This is a genomic window from Cohnella sp. GCM10012308 (genome assembly GCF_042649185.1).
GTDB lineage: Bacteria > Bacillota > Bacilli > Paenibacillales > Paenibacillaceae > Cohnella.
Genome location: NZ_JBHRYU010000002.1, coordinates 328,759 through 350,179, shown reverse-complemented (window position 1 = coordinate 350,179; position 21,421 = coordinate 328,759). Strand labels below are relative to the sequence as shown.

Here is a 21,421-nt window from a genome sequence, read left to right as displayed (position 1 = left end):
GCGATTTCATTATGCGCTTTATTTAACGATCAACGTGGCCTTCATCGATAAATGTCCTTGTCCGCAGACGATGTTGCATTTGATCGTATAAGTGCCCGCTGCAAGCGTCGCGACCTTGGACTTCTTGCCGTTGCTCAGCTTGACGCCTGCCTTTTCGATCTCGACGCCATGCGCGCCCTGCTCATTTTCGAGCGTGTAGCGGATCGGCGTGTCCTTCGGCACGGTGTATTCGGCTTGGTCAAACTTCCAGTTGGTGGCATGGATGACCAGGTCCTGCGATGCGGTGGCCGTCTCCTGCTCCGCGGCATTGTCGTTTTTGCCTCCGCATGCGGCGAGCGCTCCCGTCAATGCCATCGCCACCAGCGCGGCGGCTATTTTTTTGCGTACCATTCTTATTTTCCCCCATCCCTCGTTTGCCGGGTATGAGCGGGTCATGCCCAGACTTTTCTATATTATCATATCCGGTCGCGAGGATAAAAATGGAACGGCCCGTTCCGATTCGTCCCAAAAAAAGGCGTGTCCGAAATCGACATGGACGGCGTCCGAAAAGGGCATGGTCAAAGTCGGCGATATTTCCTATAATATATGATAACGATTATCATTTTCATATAAGGGGCGTTATACGAATGTTGGCAAGAACGAAGTCATGGCGGCTGGCCGTTGTATTTATGTTGGCGCTCTTGCTGCTGGCAGGATGTGGGAATAACTCCGATACAGGGGGAGAAAACGAATCGACAGGGACGTCTGGATCGTCTGGATCGTCACCCGCGTCATCTTCCCAAGCTGCCGGAAGCGATGCCGATACGATCGTTTACAAAGACGCTTTGGACAGAGAAGTGACGATTCCGGCGCGCCCGCAGCGGATCGTTACGACGCAGTACTTGCCCGAGCTGCTGGCGGTAGGCGTCAAGCCGATCGGCGTCGTCTCTCATTTGCTCACGGGATTCGTATCGGTTAAAGACGAGATCGACGGCATCGAAGACATCGGTCCCGCCAACGAGATCAATCTGGAAAAGACGCTTGAGCTGCAGCCGGATCTTATCATCGCCGCGGATTGGGACAAGGATCAGCTGGACAAGCTGCAGGCGATCGCTCCGACGGTCGTCGTGGCTTGGGAGGGCAAGGATGCCTTCGAGCATCTGGACCAAGTCGCCGCCTTGCTCGGCAAGAAGCAAGAAGCACAGGACTGGAAAAAAGCGTTCGACGAAAAAGCCGCTTCTGCCGCAGAAAAGCTCAAAGCGTTCGTCAAGCCCGACGAAACGTTCGGCGTCGTCGTCATCGGCGGATACGAAAAAGGACAGCTGAGGGTATATGGATCCGGAAACGTGGGATATACGCTGTTCGATGCGCTGGGTTTTCCGATGACGGACGTCGTCAAGCAGGAATGGGAGAAGGGCGGTCACGAATTGGGCATCCAGCTTTCTCTGGAAAAACTGCCCGAATTCGCGTCGGCGGATCGCCTCTTCCTCGTCAAGTTTGACAACGACCCCGATTTTGCCGATCAGGTGCTGAACAGCGCGCTGTGGAAAAAGCTGCCGGCCGTTCAAAACGGCCATGTTTACGAGGTAAGCGATACGTTGTGGTTTTCCTACGACGTTCTGTCCTTCGACAAACAGCTGGACGATGCGATCCGTCTGCTTGCCAAATAAGCGAATAGAAGGCCAAGATCATTCCCGCTGCGGGAATGGTCTTGCTGCATGTTAGGGGGATGGGGGATGTATCATGGCATCGCAAAAAACGACGTTGGCGGCCCAGGCGAGGCTCCCGTTTTTTTACGAATGGATTAATATCATGCGCATCGAAACGGTACCTGAAAAGCCGACGGACCTGCCGAACAGTTCTTCTTACACCCTGCTGGCGGTCGAATCCGGAACGATGGCGCTTTTCGAAGCATGCGGCCAACGTATAAGCGAGTTGTCCGCGGGCGATCTTTGCGTGACCGACGGGACCGTCCGCATTCGATCAGGGGCAGCTGCGAGAAAGGGCGCCTACGGGTATGCCGTTGCCTTTCGCTTCGTACCGCTTAACGAGATCGCGGCGAACGAGCGGGAGAGCATGGGCGCCGGGGACGGAGGGCTGCTTCTAAATACGCGGCTGCATGATTCGCAAGCGATGAGATGGGTTCGTGAATTGTTCGCGCTCCGCAATGCCGCTATTCTATCCGAAAGGTATAGCGCTCATGCATTGTTCCAACGGCTGATGGTAAGCGTGATCGAAGCGGGGAGCGCCGCCATGGCGCCTGAACGGCTCGGGTTCCGGGACGCGGTGAGCGCGACGATCGCGCGAATGGAGGAGCGGCCCGCCTTCGCCTGGACGGTAGATCGATTGGCGCGAGAGGCGGGGTGCTCGGTTCGCCAATACGCGAGAATATTCAGGTCGTTGACCGGAAATAGTCCGAGAAAGCATTTGACGGGGCTGAGAATGACCGAGGCGAAGCGCAGGATGCATGGCGAGGAAGCGTCGCTCGCCGACATTTCAGGCGATCTGGGATTTGCGGATCCCTTTCACTTTAGCCGCGCATTTAAACGGCATGAAGGGTTGGCGCCGAGCGTATACGCCCGCGCCAGGCGCCAGGGCGCGCGAATCGTGGCCTTTCAATATCTCGGAGAGCTGCTCGCGCTCGGACTCAAGCCTATAGGCGCACCGAGCCAATTGATGGATTGCCGTTATTTTATCCCGCGCGTGCGGGGAATCGCGTCTACGGGCGCCTCCGTCGTAGAACCGTATCTAGACCGGGTCCGGGCGCTTGAACCCGAGCTGATTCTCACGTTCGACGGCCATCATTACGAGCGGTATGCGGGCATTTCGGATACCTTGAACTTATCCTGGTCCTTGTCGCCGGAGGAGAGGTTAATCGCCCTAGCCAACAAGGTCGGCAAACAGGAGGAAGCGGCGCGCTGGATACGGGCTTATCGCAAAAAAACCGAGGAGGCAGCCGGTCGGTTCGGCAGCGGACCTGACAAGGTGCGCACAGTGACGTTTATTTGGACGAACGGGCTGCCCGACACCGTTCAAGTCTACAAAGAAACGGAGCTGATTCGCGATCTCGGCTGGCGTTCGCCAAAGGCGGTAGAAGAAAGGCGAACCGGGGATTGCCGGCCGTTCAAGTTCGACATTCCCGTCGGGCTTCTGCCGCATTACGCGGGAGACGCGCTATTTGTCGTCGTCAGCCCCGACAATCGGTCGCGGCAGCAGTTCGAGCGGCTGAAGCAGAGCCGGGTCTGGTCGGAGCTGGATGCCGTTCGCCGAGGGCGGGTGTACGTCCTGGGTCAGGAATGGCTGCGCGACGATCCCATATCGCTGGCAGGACAGCTGAGCGAACTGCAGGCAATCGTCGAAAAACCTCGCGTTATCCGATAACGGAGACGCGAGGTTTTTGGAGTGATTTTTGCAAGCTTCCTTTTAATCGTGACGCTTGCCGGCTTTGTACGGGTTGCCGATCGGGATGAACAGGTCGATAATCCCGATGACAAGCGCCGCGAGCAGGGCGCCCAGGACCGAGGCGGTTACGCCGCTGACGACGAACTGCGCGAGCCAGATAACTAGCGCGCTGCACAGGAACCCGACGATGCCGCGACCGAAGGGAGTCACGTTTTTGCCGAAAATCGCCTCAATAATCCAACCGAGCACGGCGATCACGAGCGCGAGCATGAGGGCGCTCCAGAAGCCGCCCACCGTAAAATGCGGAACCAGGTATCCGACGATCATCAGCACGATCGCCGATACGATAAAGCGTACGACGTGTCCTAAAAAATGCATGGCTTGATTACCTCCCGTTTTGGGGCTGTCGTCCGGCGGCATCGCCGGCATTAAAGGTATTGTATCCAGTTTGCCCGCCGGTTATAACGGAGTCGTAATGCAAGCGCAGCCGCCATCGGATATAATGGGAGGCGAGAGGAGTTGGCGCAACGCCGTGAACGACAAGGCGCTATATACATTGGAATACGATAAAATCGGCGAGCGGCTTCGCGAGCTCGGCGAGACCTCGCTCGGCAAGGAGCAAGCAGCCCTCATCCGTCCATCCTCCGATCTGAGGGACGTGAACAGGCGGCTCGACACGACGGCCGAAGCCGTGCGTGCGATGGACATCAAGGGCGCCCCGCCGTTCGGCGGCATTACGGACGTTCGTCCTGCGCTCGGCCGGGCGAAGCTCGGGGCCATGCTGCTGCCGTCCGAGCTCATGGATATCGCGCAGTTCATCATGGGCTCGAGGCGGATCCGCAAGTACGTAGGCGCCGTTTCCGAAGAAGCGGACATCCCGCTGCTCGAGGATCTTTGCGAGCCGCTTATCGATGCCAAGCAGCAGGAAGACGAGATTCGCAGGTGCATCGACGAGCAGGGCGACGTGCTCGACGCCGCGAGCGCCGAGCTGGCTGCCATTCGCAGAGAGATCCGCACGAACGAAGGACGCGCCCGGGAAAAGCTCGAGAGCATGATCCGCTCGTCCTCGGTGCAGAAGATGCTTCAGGACGCGCTTATTACAATGCGCGGAGACCGGTATGTCATCCCCGTCAAGGCGGAGTACCGTTCGAACTTCGGCGGCATCGTGCACGACCAGTCGGGCAGCGGCGCGACGCTGTTCATCGAACCGGAGGCCGTCCTTCAGATCAACAACAAGCTCCGCGAGCTCAAGCTTCGCGAGACGCGCGAGATCGAGCGGATCCTGCGGCAGCTGTCCGAGAGCGTAGGCGTCAAGGGAGAGCTGCTCATCGGCGACGCCGAAGCGCTCGGCTACATCGATTCGATTTTCGCGCGGGCGAAGCTGGCCGACCGGATGCAGGCGACCAAGCCGCAGATGAACGGCGAAGGCCGCCTGCGGCTGAAGCGGGCGCGCCATCCGCTGATTGACCCCAAAAAGGTCGTGCCGACCGATATCGAGCTGGACGATACGCACTCGGCGATCATCGTGACCGGACCTAATACGGGCGGCAAAACCGTGTCGCTCAAGACGGTAGGCCTACTCAGTCTGATGGCGATGTCCGGCATGTTCGTGCCTGCCGACGAAGGGACGATCCTTTGCGTTTTCGACGGGATCTATGCGGATATCGGAGACGAGCAGAGCATCGAGCAAAGCCTGAGTACGTTTTCCAGCCATATGACGAACCTGATCGGCATGCTGGGCCAAGTGACGAGCCGCAGCCTCGTGCTGCTCGACGAGCTCGGCGCGGGCACCGACCCTGCGGAGGGCTCGGCGCTCGCGATCGCCATCCTCGAGCATCTGCACCGCCTGCGCTGCAGGCTGCTCGCGACGACGCACTACAGCGAGCTGAAGGCGTATGCATACAATCGCGAGGGCATCATGAACGCCAGCATGGAGTTCGACGTTGCGACGCTGAGTCCGACTTACCGGCTGCTTGTCGGCGTGCCGGGCCGAAGCAACGCCTTTGCGATCGCTGAGCGGCTCGGTCTGCCCCGGTCGATTATCGACCACGCGCGAGGCGAGGTGTCGGACGACGAGCTCAAGGTCGATACGATGATCGCATCGCTCGAGCGGGACCGCCGGACGGCCGAGTCGGAGCGCCAGCTGGCCGAGCGGATCAAGCGCGAGGCCGAGGAGCTGCGTCTCAAGCTCGAGGAAGACCGGGCGAAGCTCCAGGATCAGCGCGTCAAGCTGCTCGAAGACGCTCGCGAGGAAGCCAGGCTTCAAGTGGCGAAGGCGCGGCGCGAGGCCGAGGAGATTATCGCCGACCTGCGCAAGCTCGCCCTGGAAGAAGCGGCGAGCGTCAAGGAGCACAAGCTCATCGAAGCCCGCCGCAGGCTGGACGATGCCGTGCCGGCGCCGGTGGCGAAGCCGCGTCCGGCCGCATCCAAGAGCGCGAAGCTCGGGCCGGGCGACGAGGTCAAGGTTTACAGCCTTGGCGGCCAAAAAGGCCATATCGTCGAGCTGGCGGGCAACGACGCGTTCGTCCAGCTCGGCATCATGAAGATGAAGGTGGCGCTCGCGGATCTCGAGCCGATCAAAGCGCCGAAGGACGCGGCAGCCAAAAAGATGCACCCCGCAGCGGCCGGCGCGACGTTGAAGCGTGCGGTTTCGGACCAGATACGGACGGAGCTCGACCTGCGGGGCGCTACGCTCGACGAAGCGATCATCGAGACGGACCGTTTTCTCGACGAATCGTTCCTCTCGAATCTGCACCAGGTCTATATCATTCATGGCAAAGGAACGGGGGCGCTGCGTACGGGCATTCAGGAGTTCCTGCGCAGGCACAAGCACGTGAAAAGCTATAGGCTCGGCAATTATGGCGAGGGCGGCGCCGGCGTTACCGTGGCGGAGCTGAACTAGCGTTAGGAGCGTTCCGCATGAATGAGCCCAGTTCCATCGACCGGCTGCTGTCCCATCCGGCGGTCGCGATCCCGGCGTATTTTTCCGTCGGCATTCTGATGCTGATCATCTGCCTGTACTGCTTCGAGCGGGTGACCAAGTACGAATGCTGGCAGGAGATCCGCAAAGGCAACATCGCGGTTGCCATGGCGACCGGCGGCAAAATATTCGGCATCTGCAACATCTTCCGGTTTTCCATCCAATCCAAAGACAGCATCTACGAGAGCATGCTATGGGCGGGAGGCGGATTTCTGCTCCTGCTCGCCGCGTACCTGCTGTTCGAGTTCGTCACGCCGGTATTCCGGATCGACGAGGAGATCGGCAAGGACAATCGTGCGGTGGGACTCATCTCCCTGCTGCTGTCCGTATCGCTTTCCTATATTATCGGAGCGGCGGTGACGCTGGATTGACGGCGGCCGCCGCAGGAGGTTTCATATGAAGTATTTATGGGGAACGCTGTTCGCGCTTGCGGCCCTTTTCTTTATTCTAGGCATCGTCTATATGGTGAGGGAGGGTTAAAGCCGTGGCTGCCAACGTAATTATTTGCCCCTGGTGTCAGTCCGAGATTATTCAGGAGCCGGGCGAGGAGCCGGACAAGTACTGTCCGGTCTGCGACAACGAGTTAAGCGGTTACCGGACGCTTCAGTTCGGTCTGGGAGAAGAAGATCCGGCAGAGGACGAGGAAGAGGAGGCGGAAACGGAGAATGAAGCGCTTTACGGGCGCCGTCGTCTCCGCGATCTGCCCGAAGACCTCGAGGGACTCGGCCTGGACGGCGACGACGACTTGCGCGGCAAGGACGAAGCGCTGCTCCGGTACGAAGACACGGTCGAAGCGATCCTGGACGAGCAGGAATTCGTGCCCGAGTGCCCGCAATGCCGCGAATACATGGTCGAGACGGGACGGCAGGTCGTACAGGCCGCCTCTTTCTCGTCCAAGCGGCCGGAGCGGCTGCGCGGCGGGGCGGTCCTCGAGGCGCCGTTTTCGATGACGCTGTATATGTGCCCTTCGTGCTTCACGATGGAGTACGCGCTGTCCGAGGAGGACCGCAGCCGCATCGGGGACAAGCTGAGCCGGGAACCCGGAGCCGACGGAAAGTGAGACGACGAACATGAAGAAGCTGGTGTATCAGAGCGTGACGGAGTTGATCGGCGATACGCCGGCCGTCCGGCTTAATCGTCTGGCCGGTCCCGACGACGCGGAAGTGCTGGTCAAGCTCGAGTGCTTCAATCCGAGCGGAAGCGTGAAGGACCGGGCGGCGGGCTCGCTCATCGAAGACGCCGAAGCGAGGGGCTTGATCGGGCCGGGTTCGCTGATCGTCGAGCCGACGAGCGGCAACACGGGCATCGGCTTGGCCATGAACGCGGCGGCCAGAGGCTACAGGCTCATCCTCGTCATGCCCGACAATATGTCCAAGGAACGTATCGACCTGCTGAAGGCTTACGGCGCCGAGGTCGTGCTGACGCCCGCATCCCAGCGCATGCCCGGAGCCATCCGGGAAGCGCAGTCCATCGCGGCGGGCACGCCGGGCAGCTTCATGCCCAACCAGTTCGAGAACGCCGCCAACCCCGACGTCCATCGCAGAACCACGGCGCTTGAAATTCTGGAGCAGACGGACGGACGGCTGGACGCGTTCGTGGCCACGGCGGGCACGGGAGGCACGATCACGGGCACTGGCGAAGTGCTCAAGGACAGGCTTCCGAATCTGCATGTGACCGTCGTGGAGCCGGCCGGCTCTCCCGTGCTGTCGGGCGGCGTACCGGGTCCGCACAAGCTCGTCGGCACCAGCCCGGGCTTCGTCCCGTCTATCTTGAACACCGACGTCTACGACGAGATCGTGCAGGTGACGGACGACGACGCCATCGACACGATGAGGAGGTTGGCGCGCGAGGAAGGGATACTGGCAGGTCCCTCGTCCGGCGCATCGGTATGGGCGGCGCTCCAGCTGGCCCGCAAGCTGGGCAAGGGCAAGCGGGTGCTGTGCATCGCGCCGGATACGGGCGAGCGGTACTTGTCGATGGATTTGTTTTAATAGTGCGAGGTCCTGCTGAGGCTCTATGTAGAGCCTCTTTTTTCATGAGGGGCGTGATTCCGAAAAGAAGTCCTATGCAGGACCTCTTCGCCGTGGCCGGCGTCGCAGCCCCGCAAAGAAGTCCTATGCAGGACTTCTTCGCCTCCGTCGGCGTCGCAGACCCGCAAGGAAGTCCTATGCAGGACATCTTCGCCGCGGCCGGCGTCGCAGACCCGCAAAGAAGTCCTATGCAGGACCTCTTCGCCGTGGCCGGCGTCGCAGCCCCGCAAAGAAGTCCTATCCAGGACCTCTTCGCCTCGGCCGGTCTGAAGAACACGCAATCTAAACCTGTAAAAACCTCATCGTACCGAACCTCTGCGCAATTTCGTTATACAGCGCCGCACAGCTGCTTTTTCTTGTCGGTCGGGGGCGCGGTTAGCGCTGTTGCATAGTGGCTCCCGCGCAAGTTTGCCGCCGTGTGCGCCGTGCGTCGCATGAAGGGATAATCGGCAGAGGTTGGCCGCATACTATGCTCGATTGTCCAATTACAGGAGGGATCGTCATGCTTCAACCGATCACCGGCAAGGAGCTCGAGTACATCGCGGATTCGATGTCCAACGAGGATCTGCTCATCAAGCAATGCACGGCCGCTTCCACGTCATGCTCGAACCAGCAAATCAAGCAGGTGCTCGATCATCAGGCGCAGGTGCACACGCAGCATTATCAGACGCTCCTGTCGCTGCTCCAGCAGCACCAGCCGCTCGCCCCGACGCAACCCCAAGCCTAGAATCGCATTCGAAAGGGAGGCCTCACGAAATGGCGCCAGCAAACCAGTTTATGCCTGACGAGGATTTGGCTTATACTGTGCTCTCAGATTTGAAACGCGTGACGCGCGAATACGCGACGGCAGCGACCGAATCGGTCTGTCCGACGGTTCGCCAGCAATTCACGCAGCTGCTGAACGTGACGCTGCAGATGCAAGGAGAATTGTTCAACGCGATGAAGACGGCTAATATGTACAATACTTCCTCGCCGACGCTGCGGCAGGAGATCGACAAGAACCTGAAGACGTATCAGGATACCCAAACGAAGACGCAGCAATTCGTGCAGCAAACGAAGCAGGGCGCGATGCCTGCCTGGCAGCAGCCGCAGCAAAACGCCCAGCAGCAAATGCAGCAGCACTGAGCGCGAAGCAGGGACCAGGCATCCTCCTCCCCCGGACGACAGTATCCGGCGGGAGGTTTTTTATAGGCGGGCGACATTGAATTTCCTTTTCACAGGGCCTGTATTTGATGTAATATGAGAGGTATTCAGGAGGGATCCCCATGAACGAATTTAAGTTGAAGATTCTGGATCTGCTCAAGGAAGACGCGAGATTGTCCGCTTCGACCATCGCTACGATGCTTGGGGCGGACGAAGCCGAAGTGTCTGCCGCCATCGCGGAGATGGAGCGGGACCATGTAATCGTAAAGTATGCGACAGTCGTGAATTGGAGCAAGGTGGACGACGAAAAAGTGACGGCGCTCATTCAGGTCGAATGCACGCCGGAGCGCGGACGGGGCTTCGAGAGCATCGCGGAGCGCATTTACCTGTATCCCGAGGTCAAGTCGGTATATCTGATGTCGGGCGCTTACGACTTGCAGGTGGAGATCGAGGGCAAGACGCTCAAGGAAGTCGCCTCGTTCGTTTCCAACAAGCTGTCGACCATCGAATCCGTTATCGCGACCAAGACTTTTTTCATTCTCAAAAAATATAAACAGGACGGGATCATCTTCGAGGAATTCGAGGGAGATCAGCGCCTGCTCGTTTCTCCTTGACGCGATAAGGGAGCGAGTATTTCGAAAAGGACGGTTGTCCAATGATTACGAATCAACAGACGCGCGGCAAGGAATCGACCGAGGGGATGAATCGTTATTTGTCCGCCGGCGCGCGCGCCATTCCGCCGTCCGGCATCCGCAGGTTTTTCGATCTGGTCAGCGCCAGCAAGGATGGCAGCATCATCTCGCTGGGCGTTGGCGAGCCGGACTTCGTGACGCCGTGGCATATTCGCGACGCAGCGGTCTATTCGCTTGAAAAGGGCAAGACGCAGTACACGTCCAACGCGGGCATGCTGGAGCTGCGCGAAGAGATTGCCTCTTATTTGAACAAGCAGTTCAATTTGCAGTACGAGCCAGGCAACGAAGTGCTCGTGACGATCGGCGGCAGCGAGGCGATCGACCTTGCGATCCGGGCGCTCGTCGAGCCGGGGGACGAGGTACTGATCCCGGAGCCCTGCTACGTTCCGTACAACCCGATCACCGCGCTAGGCGGCGGCGTTCCCGTTGGCATCGAGACATTCGCCAAGGACGGCTTCCGGCTGACGGAGGAGGGCTTGCGCGCGGCGATCACGCCGCGTTCCAAGCTGCTGATTCTCTCCTATCCGAGCAACCCGACGGGCGCGATCATGAGCTACGAGGATATGCTGCCGATCGCGAGGCTCGTCGAGGAGCACGACCTGATCGTCGTGTCCGACGAGATCTACGCAGAACTGACGTATGGCTCCAAGCACGTGAGCTTCGCCTCCTTGCCCGGCATGAAGGACCGTACGATACTGGTTAGCGGCTTTTCGAAGGCGTTCGCCATGACTGGCTGGCGAATGGGCTATGCATGCGGCCATCCCGAGTTGATCGGCGCGATGCTCAAGATCCATCAGTATACCGTCATGTGCGCCCCGATCATGGGCCAGGTCGCCGCGCTTGAAGCGCTCAAGAACGGCATGGAAGAGATGTATCGCATGGTCGAATCTTACAACCAGAGAAGGAGGCTCGTCGTCCAGGGCTTCAGGGATATCGGCCTGGACTGCCACGAGCCGCAAGGCGCGTTTTACGTTTTCCCGTCGATCGAGTCGACCGGCCTGTCGTCCGAGGCGTTTTCCATGCAGCTCGTGAGAGACGCGAAGGTCGCGGCCGTGCCCGGACACGTATTCGGCAGCGGGGGAGAGGGCTTTATCCGGTGCTCCTACGCCTCCTCCGTCCCTCAATTGACCGAGGCGCTTGAGCGGATCGGTCAGTTCGTCCGGCAGCTAAAATAGGGAAATTGGAAAAAGGATGTTATTTTTTCTAAAGTTCTGCTATAATTACCCTTGTTTTGCAGACTTGCCCGTAGCTGCGGAGAGGGGGAAAACGATGGCGACAGCAAGCAATCATTCTTTGGATCCGGATCGGCCCGCGACATGGGCGTCCGCCAGGAATGCCTACAGTGAAGCCGGCGCGTCTTCCTCTTATAACGACCGAAGCCTTATCGAAGAAATCGATCTGCTCAGGCGACGCATGACAGAGACCTTCTTGCGGGAAGACTCCTTCACCGCGGAGCCCGTCATGGAGATTAGCCGCATGCTCGACGTGAAGATCAACGAATACATGAGACTCGGCTATCATGCCCGATAAGTCCGGAGCTTCGCTCCGGGCTTTTTTATTTTGGCGCTCGTCTGCCTCGCTCCGGCTCTGCGCTTTTTCAAGTCGCCCTGCGATTGTGCTATAGTTAAAGTAGATATTTTTGCGCCTGGGAGGTGACGGGACATGCTCCTGTTGGTAACCGGCGGCACGGGGGCGGGCAAATCGGCATATGCCAGGCTATTGGCGGAGTCGCTGGGACGCGAGGCGATCGGCTTCACCTGTCCCGCTTGGCCGCTGCTTGACGCCAGCCAGGGCGCTGGTGCGGGTGCGGACGCGGACGCGAAGGCCAGCTCCGATACCCAAGACGCTGATGCGTTCGCCGACGCGAAGCATGCGCCGGGCAGGCGCGGCTTCGCATGGACGCAGCTGCCGGCGGATGGCGCCTGCGCGCAGACGCTGACGCGCGTCAATCTGGACTCGAACCCTTACCGGGCCGAGCGAAGGGCGCTGGTGCTGGACAGCCTGTCGGGCTGGCTGCGGCATCGCGTGCTCGAAGTCCGCCCGGGCGAAGTGGATAAAGGAGGGGCGGCTGCCGAAGCGGGCAAGCTGCTAGGCGCGCTGCTGGCGTTCGAGGGCGTCGTCATCGTCGTGACCGAGGAGGCGGCTGCGGGTCTGGCCTCGGACCCGCGCGAGAGAGCCTATATCAAGCTGCTGGCCGAGTCCAACCGGAGGTTGGCCGCGGCTTCGCATACGATCTACCGTCTGTCGTTCGGGATCGCCGAGGCGATCCGGGGCGAACGGATCTGATTCGGGAGGACAGGGCGATGAAGTTGTATACGAGAACCGGCGACGATGGCACGACTTCGGTCATCGGCGGCAAGGTTAACAAAGACGACGAACGGGTGGAAGCTTTCGGGACGATCGACGAGCTCAATTCGTTCGTCGGTCAGGCAGCGGCGTGTACGGGAAGGGCGAAAACAGAGGAAGCGGCGACCGAGCCCTCGGAAGGCATCCGTGCGTTCGAAGTCCGGCTGCTTGAAGAGCTGGCCGTCATCCAGCACGAGCTGTTCGACTGCGGCTCGGATCTGTCCTACGCGGCGCCGCAGCCGGAGCAGCTGAAGGTCCAGCCCGGGCTGGCAGAGCGGCTGGAGGCATGGATCGACCGTCATGAGGCCGGGAATCCGCCGATCGCGAGGTTCATATTGCCTGGCGGGACGGCGACCGCCGCCGCGCTGCACGTCTGCCGCACCGTCTGTCGGCGTGCGGAACGCGCGGTCGTGACCCTGGCGGCCACGGGCAGGTCATGTCCGCCCGACGTCGCGAAGTACCTCAACCGGTTGTCTGACTATTTTTTTGCGGCGGCGCGCGCAGCCAATGCCAAGGCGGGCGTGCAGGACGTTGAATACGAGAGGGGAGCGGCGGTTTTCCGCCGCATCGGCAAGGAGCTATAGCATCGATGGAATGGGAACGCACGGAAGGGTATTACAAACCGCTCGTACACGTCGCTGACGAGCGGGACGAAGGGCGCATGCTGCGCGACGTACTTCGCAACCGGGTAGGCATCTCGCGACGGCTGTGGACGAAGCTGAAGGCCTCTGAAGAAGGCGTGACCGTTAACGGGAACCCGGTGTTCTCCAGTTTTATTTTATCGGCGGGCGATATCGTGGCGCTGCGTATGGCGGAGGAGTCCTCGGACGATATTTTGCCGCAGCCGATGGCGCTCGATATCGTGCATGAGGACGACGACCTGCTCGTTCTTAACAAGCCTGCGGGCGTCATCGTCCACCCGACGACCGGCCATTACGCGAACACGCTGGCGAACGGCGTCGTGCATTATTGGCGGGAGCGCGGGGAGCGCTGCCGGTTCCGCCCGGTCAACCGGCTCGACGAGGACACGTCCGGCCTCGTGATCGTCGCCAAGCATCCTTACGCGCAGCAGCAGCTGTCCGCCCAGATGACGGCGGGCACGGTGCTCAAGCAGTACCGCGCATACGCTTACGGCCGTCCGCCCGCGGATCAAGGCGAGGTGAACGCGCCGATCGGCCGCGTGCCCGAAGACCCGCACAGGCGCGCCGTCCGAGAGGACGGCCAGCCTTCGCTTACGTATTATTCGTTGTCCGAGACGTACCCTTGCGGCGCGAGCGCGCTGGACATCCGTCTCGGCACGGGGCGGACGCACCAGATTCGCGTGCATATGGGCGCGATCGGATGTCCGCTCGTCGGCGACGCTTATTACGCCGATCCGGCCTGGATGCGGACGCCGCTCGCCGGCGCGCTCTCCGGCGCGATCGGCAGGCAGGCGCTCCATGCGGCGCAGCTCGCATTCCGCCATCCCGTGACCGGCGCCGAGACGATGCTCGAGGCGCCGCTGCCCGCCGATCTGCGCGAGCTGGAGCGGGTCCTGCGCGAGCTTCCGCCGGGTCTGGACGCCCTTTGAGCATGCATTTATCGAACCTGGAGGAACGCAGCAATGTCTAAAAAGTTGACAGTCTACCAATACCCGTCCTGCGACACCTGCCGCAAAGCGATCAAGACGCTGCAGGCCGAGGGGCATGAACTGAATTTAATTCATATCAAGGAAGCTCCGCCGTCCGTGCAGGAGCTGCGCAAGCTGGTCGCGGATAGCGGCCTTGCGATCGGCAAATGGTTCAATACCGCGGGCGACGTCTATCGGTCGCTGGGCCTTAAGGATCGCATGGCGCAGCTGTCCGACGACGAGAAGCTGGAGCTGCTCGCCGGCAACGGCATGCTGATCAAGCGCCCGGTCGTCTCGGACGGACGGACGGCGACCGTAGGCTACCGAGAAGAGGAGCTGAAGCGCGCCTATGCCGAATGACGGCCGGGAACATGAAGGGACGCTTGACGATCATAAGCCGGCGGATAACCGGCAGGAAGGGCTGACCGCTCCGGGCAATCCGGATGGATCGTATCTGCCGGAGCCCAAGCCGATCGACCCGAACGCGCCGCCTGTTCCGCCGTCGCACGGCGACGAAGAAGAGAGGCCGGCTGCAGAGGACGAGGGGGGCAAGCGCAAAGGCAATGGCGGCTCCTGGGCGTTCGGCGCCGTGCTCGCTTTTTTGCTGGGCAAGGGCAAGGCCGCGCTGCTGCTGTTCCTGAAGTTCGGCAAGCCGCTGATCTCGATGGCGATTACGGTCGGCGCGTACGCCATTATTTATCCATGGTCGTTTGCCGTCGGATTCGTCGCGCTCATCTTCGTTCACGAGATGGGACATGTGTGGGTCGCGAAGCGAAAAGGATTGCCGGTGACCGCGCCGTTATTCATTCCGTTCCTCGGCGCGGCGATCATGATGAAGCGCAATCCGAAGGACGCGGCGACCGAAGCGGATATCGCGCTCGGGGGACCGTATTTGGGCACGGCCGCGGCATTCGTTTGTTACGGCATCGGCGTTTATACGGACAGTCCGGTGTGGCATATGCTGGCGTACGTCGGCTTTTTCCTCAACCTGTTTAATCTCGTGCCGGTCCGACCGCTGGACGGCGGCAGGATCGCGTCGGCCGTGAATCGTTGGATCTGGCTTGCGGGCGTCGCGATCGGTCCGTTCGTCATCTGGTACACGCATAGCGTTATTTTTATCCTGATCTGGGTCTGGTTCCTGTTCACGACGTATCGGAAGTTCAAGGCAAAGCGCGGCGAAGGGCCGGTCCATATCGCCGAAGGCGTCTATCAGGCCAAGGCGGATCCGGCCCTGCCGGACTGGTATTACCGCGGCACCAATCATCTGCGCGAGCTGCCCTATACGGCTTACTGCAAGCTGGACGGCCAGCATATGGTCGAGTTCGAGTGGGAGGCGCTGTCCTTTAAGGGAGAGCTGCCGGTCGACCAGGCGATCCTCATCCGGCGCGTCTACGCCTATCAGCTGGAGGGGCCGGACGCCGAGCAGAACCTGACGCTGAAGGTGCGGGTCGAAGGCAATGTTTATGAGCCGGACAACTATTACGAAGTAAAGAGCCGGGACAGATGGCGGATCGGAAGCTTGTACGTCGGCCTTATCGTCGTACTGGTCTATATGATGTGGGTCATTCAAGAAGCAGGCTGGACGAACCCGGCGCAATAATGCGGCCGGGTCGTGCCGCGCACAGAGGAAGGAAGCTGTATTAGATGAATCGGCAAGCATGGAGATCCGACAGGCTGGACCGTCTGGGTTCGGCTATATTTTCGGAGGTGGCAGGCTGGAAGGCCGCAGCCCGATCGGCGGGAGTGGACGTCATCGCGCTCGATATCGGCAGTCCCGACCAGCCGCCGGCGATCGGGATTCGCGAGCGGCTGGCCGCAGCCAGCCTGCGGCCAGAGCTTTACCGCTATCCGGGCACGGACGGCAGCCCCGCTTTTCGCCTGAAGGTCGCGGAATGGTTCGAGCACCGGTTCCGCGTCGCGCTGGATCCCGAGCGGGAGGTACTCTCGCTCATGGGGACGCAGGACGGACTTGCCCACCTCGCGCTGGCCGTGACGAATCCCGGGGATGCCGCGATGCTGCCCGATCCGGGTTATCCCGTCTATCAGGCCGGTCTGGCCGTAGCCGGCGTGGAGACCGTGCCGCTGCCGCTGACGGCGGAGCGCGGCTACCTGCCCGACTTCGATGCCGTTCCTGACGATGTCTGGAGCAAGGTCAAGTTCATGCTCCTGAGCTATCCTAGCAATCCGACGGCAGCGGTCGCGGACCTTTCCTTTTTCGAGGAAGCGGTAGCCGTCGCAAAGCGTCGGGGCGTTCTGCTCGTGCACGACAACGCCTACAGCGAGATGGCATACGACGGCTTCAAGCCGCCGAGCGTGCTGGAGGTGACCGGCGCCAAGGAGATCGCGATCGAGTTTCACTCGCTGTCCAAGTCGTTCCATCTAGCAGGCGCGCGTATCGGCTATGCAGTCGGCAATCCCGAGGTGCTGGACAGCCTTCGCGCGCTTAAGAACAATATCGACTTCGGCGTATTTCTCGCCGTCCAGGAAGCGGCCGTCGAAGCGCTCGAGCTGGACATGAGCGCGCCGGACCCCGTCGCGCCGGAGTACGAGTGGCGCAGGGACGCTTTCATCTCGGCGATGGCCGCGGCAGGCTGGACGATTCCCGCGCCGCGCGGCTCGATGTTCGCCTGGGCGCCCGTGCCTGCAGGCTGGAGCTCGCGCGAGCTCGCCAGGTCGATGCTGGCGCATGCCGGCGTGGCGGTCATTCCCGGCAATGCGTTCGGCGCGCTCGGCGAAGGCTATGTCCGCTTTGCGCTTGTCGAGCCGGAGGAGCGGCTGCGCGAAGCAGCGGCGCGTATCGGGCGATTTTTACGGGAGCATGCCCCGTCCGAATCCCGCTGATCCGAAGGCGACGCTGGATAAATAAGGGGCCGGGACCAAACCGCGCGTTATGCTATAATAGGGTGATAGTTTACGCGCGAGGGTGATAGATGAATGAACGGCAACGATCAAAGAGTGCTGCTGGTCGACGGTATGGCGATTTTGTTCAGAGCCTACTTTGCGACCTCTTATACCGGCTACATCCGCAAGACGAAGGCCGGACTACCGACCAACGCGGTCCACGGCTTCATTCAGTACTTTTTCGACGCGATCAAGACGTTCCGGCCCACGCACGTCGTCTGCTGCTGGGACATGGGGAGCTCGACCTTCAGGACGGAGCAGTTCGGCGCCTACAAAGGCAATCGCCCGGAGCCGCCGCTCGAGCTGATTCCACAGTTCGACCTGGTCAAGGAAGTCGTCGCGGAGATGGGCGTGCTTAACGTAGGCATGCGCGGCTTCGAAGCCGACGATTGCATCGGCACGCTCGCTACCTCGCTCAGCGCGGCTGCCGAGGTTTACGTGATCACCGGCGACCATGACCTGCTGCAGCTCGTTTCGGACCGCGTGAAGGTCGTCATCATGAAAAAAGGCAAGCTGAATTATGCCGTATACGACCTGGAGACGTTGATGAGCGAACGGCAGCTGACGCCGGGGCAGATCGTCGATCTGAAGGCGTTCATGGGGGATACGAGCGATAACTACCCGGGCGTACCCGGCATTGGTGAAAAGACGGCGCACAAGCTGCTGCTCGAGTATCAATCGGTCGAAGGCGTACTGGACAATCTCGACAAGCTGGCCAAAGGCGTCCGCGCCAAGATCGAAGCGAATCTGGAGCTGCTGCATTTGTCGCGGGAGCTGGCCACGATTCGCCTGGACGCGCCGATCGCCTGCACGCTGGATGAATGCGTGTTGGAAATCAGGCGGGATGCGGCGACGCGCAAGTTCGAGGAGCTGGAGTTCGGCGGCTTGTACAAGCTGCTGAGCGCGGCGGAATTGCTCGGAAGCGCCGAGGCTGCCGCGGCGGCGGAAGATCCGTTTGCGGAGCCGGAATTGCTGCAGGCGGAGCTCACGTTTTCCGAAGCGGATATCGAGCGACTATAGTGGACGTACCGATCGCCGGGAATGCGCCGGCGATTTTTTTTGCATATCGCATTGCGGACATCGGCGTCTTTATAAATAACAAAGAACGGTTGAAGGTTCTCCCTGTCTAACCGTTCTTTGTTTATGACGGACGTTATGGCGGCTTAACGGTCGTCGTCCGTATCACCGAGCGGATCTTCGCCCGGATATGCGCGGGGCAGATCCTCGTGTAGCTCGATATTTTCGTAGCCGGCATGCGTATCCTGGTCGATGCGCCAGGGCTTGGAGCGGCCCAATTTTAAATTCGTGACAAGAGCGGCGCCGTAAGGCCCTTCCGGAAACTCTTCCAGAAAAAGATCGTTGCGAGCCGACTCCACCGTGCTGAGGTCCGTTTCGGGGCGACGTTCTTCGGAAAGGAAGCGGGACATGAGAAGGCCCTCCTTTATCGTAAGGATGAGCCTATTGTGCGTCATGCAGGAATGAATCATGCATGGCGTATGCCGCAGGCGGTCAGTCCGTAAAATGAACCTCGCCCAAAACGAGCGCCAAAAATTGCGACAGCTCGGCTGCCGCCTCTTCTTCCAACCGGAACACCGACGCGATCACGCCTGCTTCCTCGAGATCGTCGTAAGCGAGCACGCCGCTACGGCCGGATTGCATGTCGATCACGAGCTTTTTTCCATAAAACCGGTTTGTCGTCACGATCGCCAGATCGAAACGGTTCAAGCCCGGAGATACGAAGGTTACGAAACGCGTTGAAGTTTGTTCCGTACTGTCCGAGAGAAAATCGAAGTCCGTCATTTCCAAGTTGGGGGGCTCCCTTCAATTTTGTTTATGCGTACGGCGGATTTTGATGTATGAATTGCGGGCTGACGACGCGGTCCTCATAGCTTTTGTGGAAAATGGAGGTTGCTGAAGGGGACAGCGGCGGGATCAGCCAGGACCAGCGGCCGGTGACGTCTCTGCCGGCTTTTTGTTCATTGCGCTCGAAAATGCCGAATTGCTGCGCGGCCGTATGATGATCGACGATCGTGACGCCGTCGCGCCGGAAGGAATGAAGCACCGCGACGTTGAGTTCGACCAGCGCCCGGTCCTTCCAGAGCGACGCGTTCGATGACGTATCCAGACCCAGATTGGCCGCAACCCGCGGCAGCAAATCGTACCTGGCTTCGTCGCCAAGATTGCGCGAACCGATCTCCGTGCCCATATACCAGCCGTTAAAGGGGGCCGCGGGGTAATGGATGCCCCCGATCTCGAGCAGCATGTCGGATATGACGGGAACGGCGTACCACCTGGCCGGGAAGCCGGCGAAAATGTTTTTGTCCGGGTGCGCCAAGGGGACTTCGAGCACGTGCGTACGGGGAAGCTCGAACAGCCTCGGAGGCATGTCGCCATGCTGTATGACCAACGGGAGCAGGTCGAACGGCGTACCTTCTCCCTGCCAGCCGAGCCGCTCGCAAACCTGCGTAAACCGGACAGAAGCAGGGTCGCCGACGACGCCGGAAGGACCTTCGTATCCCGCGTATCGCAGCAGCTGATGGTTCCAGATCCGAAACGTATCGCGGCCAGCGCCGGCGGCCGGCAGGATCGTGATCGCAGGACGGATCTCCCCGCCGTTGGTGGCGAACGAGAGATGCCGCAGCAGCGCGTCGAATACCTCTTCCTCGCTGGTCGCGCCGCGTACGTCGAACACCTGCATCCGGTTCCAGAATAACCGGCCGATGCAGCGGTTGGCATTGCGCCACGCCATCTTTGCGCCGAGCGTCAGCTCTTCGGGCGTATGCCTGTAGGTTCCCGTCGCAGCGATCTCCGCAAGCGCTTCCCGACGTCTGGCCGCTGCGGCGATTCCTTCCATCCCGGTTTCCTCCGCATAACGCGTCAGGAAAAGCTCCGCCTCTGATCGTAGCGATCGTAAGCCAATATCGGTTGAAGTCGTACTGTGCATCGACATCGGCTCTCCTTCGCGGCCATTAAGGCGATATGTTGAGTTTACCTTAACATATCGGCACTAGCCCGGCAAAAGTCGATCCTGTGAATATCGCCGCTTGAGCCTCTTGTCAAAATGACCTGTTTTTGGTACGCTTGTGCAGAACAGGTCGAACGGATGAGGAAGCACCTCTATCGCCAAGCGCGGGACGAGGTGCTTCCTTTTTTGTCGCCTTTTTTCTCCCTTGGACGACTTGGTATCCCAACGCCGGCTGACGCCGGACCTATACAAGGAGGACTAAGGCTATGAAGATCGTGTTTTTGAATCGGCTCGAGCAAGGCAGCGGCTTCCCGGCGGGGCGCGAAGGACAAGTATTCATCGGGGAAGAGCAGGGCAACTGGACCGCGGGCTGGCAAGAGACGGCCGAGAGCGGAGACACGGAGCGGACGATCTGGTACGAGGGCACGAGCTGGGAGGAGCTGCTGTCGTCGTTCCGGCACGGCGTTGCCGGCAGGATGAAGGAAGGGTACCGTCCGATGCTGGACGGCATGCTCGAGGATACGCCGTTCTGGGAGCGCAAGCCCCAGCTGCAGACGCTGCTCCAGTGCTATGCGGACGGACGGTCGTCCTCGGACGAGGTCGTCGAATCGCTTCGCGTATGGCGAAGAACGAAGGCGGCGGAGGAGAAGCGGCCTGCTTATATGATCGCGACCAACCGCGAGCTCCACGGCTTGGCCGTATTTCTGCCGCACAGCCAGGCGGAGCTGCAGCAGGTGCCAGGCTTCGGCAAGCTGAAGGCGGAACGCTACGGCGCGGAGCTTGTCGCGATGCTGGCCAAGACGGAGCGCAGCCACGCGTTTCCGCTGGATTGGGTATCCGGCGCGGTATCCGCCGATCAATATACCGCTTGGATGTTCGCCCAGCGCGAAGATCGCTACGGCAAAAGCTTGTCGCTCATCCAGGAGAAGCGCAAGCTGTTGGCGGGTATCCGCGAGGGCAGTTCGCTCGCGGAGCTCGCCGAGCGGATGCAGTGCGCGCGCAGGGAGCTGATCGCGCGGATCGAGCAGCTCGACGAGGAAGGCTACGACGTGCTGCCGCTGATCGATCTGGAGCTGGCTGCCGTGCCCGAGCAAGAGAAGGAGGTCGCCTTGGGCGCCATGGACGAGCTGGGAGACCGTTTTCTCAAGCCGCTGCAGCAGCGGGTGTACGGAGGGCAGACGGGCACGGAATATGCGGAGACCGAGCGACAGTACGAGAAGCTGCGCATGCTTCGCATAACCTTCCGTAGGAGCAGGAAGATCGCGATTTAAGGTCGAATTCGGCTATAAACCCGCGTTCACGGACATAAAGCGCCCTTTTGCAGCCGAACCGGACGTGATATGATGCCAAGGATATTGAATCGGCACGTTTGCG

The 21,421-nt window shown here is 60.6% G+C and carries 24 protein-coding genes; 19 read left to right on the top strand and 5 right to left on the bottom strand.

All coding sequences use genetic code 11. From position 1 onward, the window contains the following. Window positions 1–18 precede the first annotated feature (18 nt). The gene (locus ACFOTD_RS04750) at window positions 19–390 is read right to left on the bottom strand and encodes a cupredoxin domain-containing protein (protein WP_378116240.1); all 372 of its coding nucleotides are present in this window, start codon (window positions 388–390) and stop codon (window positions 19–21) included. Between the two features lie 236 nt (window positions 391–626). On the opposite strand from ACFOTD_RS04750, the gene ACFOTD_RS04745 reads away from it, so the two are divergent. After that, window positions 627–1,649, top strand: a complete 1,023-nt coding sequence (locus ACFOTD_RS04745) for an ABC transporter substrate-binding protein (RefSeq protein WP_378116238.1) — start codon at window positions 627–629, stop codon at window positions 1,647–1,649. A 73-nt stretch (window positions 1,650–1,722) separates the two neighbouring features. Then, the gene (locus ACFOTD_RS04740) at window positions 1,723–3,360 is read left to right on the top strand and encodes a helix-turn-helix domain-containing protein (RefSeq protein WP_378116236.1); all 1,638 of its coding nucleotides are present in this window, start codon (window positions 1,723–1,725) and stop codon (window positions 3,358–3,360) included. 42 nt (window positions 3,361–3,402) lie between these two features. Here the strand turns inward: ACFOTD_RS04740 and ACFOTD_RS04735 are convergent, their stop codons facing one another. Further along, window positions 3,403–3,759, bottom strand: coding sequence for a phage holin family protein (locus ACFOTD_RS04735; protein WP_378116234.1), 357 nt, complete (start codon window positions 3,757–3,759; stop codon window positions 3,403–3,405). 154 nt (window positions 3,760–3,913) lie between these two features. On the opposite strand from ACFOTD_RS04735, the gene ACFOTD_RS04730 reads away from it, so the two are divergent. The 16 genes from ACFOTD_RS04730 to ACFOTD_RS04655 all read left to right on the top strand — a co-directional run bounded on the left by ACFOTD_RS04730 (window position 3,914) and on the right by ACFOTD_RS04655 (window position 18,102). After that, window positions 3,914–6,283 (top strand): endonuclease MutS2, encoded by a 2,370-nt coding sequence (locus ACFOTD_RS04730; RefSeq protein WP_378116232.1) that lies wholly within the window; start codon window positions 3,914–3,916, stop codon window positions 6,281–6,283. 17 nt (window positions 6,284–6,300) lie between these two features. Further along, complete coding sequence (locus tag ACFOTD_RS04725) at window positions 6,301–6,732, top strand: DUF350 domain-containing protein (RefSeq protein ID WP_378116230.1); 432 nt, start codon at window positions 6,301–6,303, stop codon at window positions 6,730–6,732. A 113-nt stretch (window positions 6,733–6,845) separates the two neighbouring features. Beyond that, window positions 6,846–7,421: a hypothetical protein gene (locus tag ACFOTD_RS04720; RefSeq protein ID WP_378116228.1), complete on the top strand. Its 576-nt coding sequence runs from the start codon at window positions 6,846–6,848 to the stop codon at window positions 7,419–7,421. Between the two features lie 10 nt (window positions 7,422–7,431). After that, on the top strand, window positions 7,432–8,352 hold the full coding sequence (gene cysK, locus ACFOTD_RS04715; RefSeq protein WP_378116226.1) for a cysteine synthase A: 921 nt from the start codon (window positions 7,432–7,434) through the stop codon (window positions 8,350–8,352). 541 nt (window positions 8,353–8,893) lie between these two features. Then, window positions 8,894–9,118 (top strand): hypothetical protein, encoded by a 225-nt coding sequence (locus ACFOTD_RS04710; protein WP_378116224.1) that lies wholly within the window; start codon window positions 8,894–8,896, stop codon window positions 9,116–9,118. Window positions 9,119–9,147: 29 nt separating this feature from the next. Beyond that, window positions 9,148–9,516 carry a spore coat protein gene (locus ACFOTD_RS04705; protein WP_378116222.1) on the top strand — a complete coding sequence of 123 codons (369 nt, stop codon included), beginning with the start codon at window positions 9,148–9,150 and terminating at the stop codon, window positions 9,514–9,516. Window positions 9,517–9,656: 140 nt separating this feature from the next. Next, window positions 9,657–10,148 (top strand): Lrp/AsnC family transcriptional regulator, encoded by a 492-nt coding sequence (locus ACFOTD_RS04700; RefSeq protein ID WP_378116220.1) that lies wholly within the window; start codon window positions 9,657–9,659, stop codon window positions 10,146–10,148. Between the two features lie 41 nt (window positions 10,149–10,189). Further along, the gene (locus ACFOTD_RS04695) at window positions 10,190–11,401 is read left to right on the top strand and encodes an aminotransferase class I/II-fold pyridoxal phosphate-dependent enzyme (protein WP_378116218.1); all 1,212 of its coding nucleotides are present in this window, start codon (window positions 10,190–10,192) and stop codon (window positions 11,399–11,401) included. A gap of 94 nt (window positions 11,402–11,495) precedes the next feature. Next, window positions 11,496–11,756: a Spo0E family sporulation regulatory protein-aspartic acid phosphatase gene (locus tag ACFOTD_RS04690; RefSeq protein WP_378116216.1), complete on the top strand. Its 261-nt coding sequence runs from the start codon at window positions 11,496–11,498 to the stop codon at window positions 11,754–11,756. A gap of 132 nt (window positions 11,757–11,888) precedes the next feature. Further along, window positions 11,889–12,512: a bifunctional adenosylcobinamide kinase/adenosylcobinamide-phosphate guanylyltransferase gene (locus tag ACFOTD_RS04685; protein ID WP_378116214.1), complete on the top strand. Its 624-nt coding sequence runs from the start codon at window positions 11,889–11,891 to the stop codon at window positions 12,510–12,512. Between the two features lie 17 nt (window positions 12,513–12,529). Next, window positions 12,530–13,156, top strand: coding sequence for a cob(I)yrinic acid a,c-diamide adenosyltransferase (locus tag ACFOTD_RS04680; protein WP_378116212.1), 627 nt, complete (start codon window positions 12,530–12,532; stop codon window positions 13,154–13,156). A gap of 5 nt (window positions 13,157–13,161) precedes the next feature. After that, window positions 13,162–14,142 carry an RluA family pseudouridine synthase gene (locus ACFOTD_RS04675; RefSeq protein ID WP_378116210.1) on the top strand — a complete coding sequence of 327 codons (981 nt, stop codon included), beginning with the start codon at window positions 13,162–13,164 and terminating at the stop codon, window positions 14,140–14,142. Window positions 14,143–14,175: 33 nt separating this feature from the next. Next, the gene (locus tag ACFOTD_RS04670) at window positions 14,176–14,541 is read left to right on the top strand and encodes a Spx/MgsR family RNA polymerase-binding regulatory protein (RefSeq protein ID WP_378116208.1); all 366 of its coding nucleotides are present in this window, start codon (window positions 14,176–14,178) and stop codon (window positions 14,539–14,541) included. After that, the gene (locus tag ACFOTD_RS04665; RefSeq protein ID WP_378116207.1) at window positions 14,531–15,781 is read left to right on the top strand and encodes a site-2 protease family protein; all 1,251 of its coding nucleotides are present in this window, start codon (window positions 14,531–14,533) and stop codon (window positions 15,779–15,781) included. The genes ACFOTD_RS04670 and ACFOTD_RS04665 overlap by 11 nt, the downstream gene beginning before the upstream one ends. A 44-nt stretch (window positions 15,782–15,825) precedes the next feature. Next, entirely contained in the window at window positions 15,826–17,022 is a 1,197-nt protein-coding gene (locus ACFOTD_RS04660; protein WP_378116206.1) for an aminotransferase class I/II-fold pyridoxal phosphate-dependent enzyme, read from the top strand. Between the two features lie 93 nt (window positions 17,023–17,115). Then, window positions 17,116–18,102: a 5'-3' exonuclease gene (locus ACFOTD_RS04655; RefSeq protein WP_378116204.1), complete on the top strand. Its 987-nt coding sequence runs from the start codon at window positions 17,116–17,118 to the stop codon at window positions 18,100–18,102. A gap of 143 nt (window positions 18,103–18,245) precedes the next feature. Here the strand turns inward: ACFOTD_RS04655 and ACFOTD_RS04650 are convergent, their stop codons facing one another. The 3 genes from ACFOTD_RS04650 to ACFOTD_RS04640 all read right to left on the bottom strand — a co-directional run bounded on the left by ACFOTD_RS04650 (window position 18,246) and on the right by ACFOTD_RS04640 (window position 20,026). After that, the gene (locus ACFOTD_RS04650) at window positions 18,246–18,509 is read right to left on the bottom strand and encodes a hypothetical protein (protein ID WP_378116202.1); all 264 of its coding nucleotides are present in this window, start codon (window positions 18,507–18,509) and stop codon (window positions 18,246–18,248) included. An 82-nt stretch (window positions 18,510–18,591) separates the two neighbouring features. Continuing rightward, complete coding sequence (locus ACFOTD_RS04645; RefSeq protein WP_378116492.1) at window positions 18,592–18,882, bottom strand: DUF3055 domain-containing protein; 291 nt, start codon at window positions 18,880–18,882, stop codon at window positions 18,592–18,594. Window positions 18,883–18,913: 31 nt separating this feature from the next. Then, entirely contained in the window at window positions 18,914–20,026 is a 1,113-nt protein-coding gene (locus ACFOTD_RS04640; protein ID WP_378116200.1) for a nitric oxide synthase oxygenase, read from the bottom strand. Window positions 20,027–20,313: 287 nt separating this feature from the next. On the opposite strand from ACFOTD_RS04640, the gene ACFOTD_RS04635 reads away from it, so the two are divergent. Continuing rightward, on the top strand, window positions 20,314–21,318 hold the full coding sequence (locus ACFOTD_RS04635; RefSeq protein ID WP_378116198.1) for an HRDC domain-containing protein: 1,005 nt from the start codon (window positions 20,314–20,316) through the stop codon (window positions 21,316–21,318). Window positions 21,319–21,421: the final 103 nt, after the last annotated feature.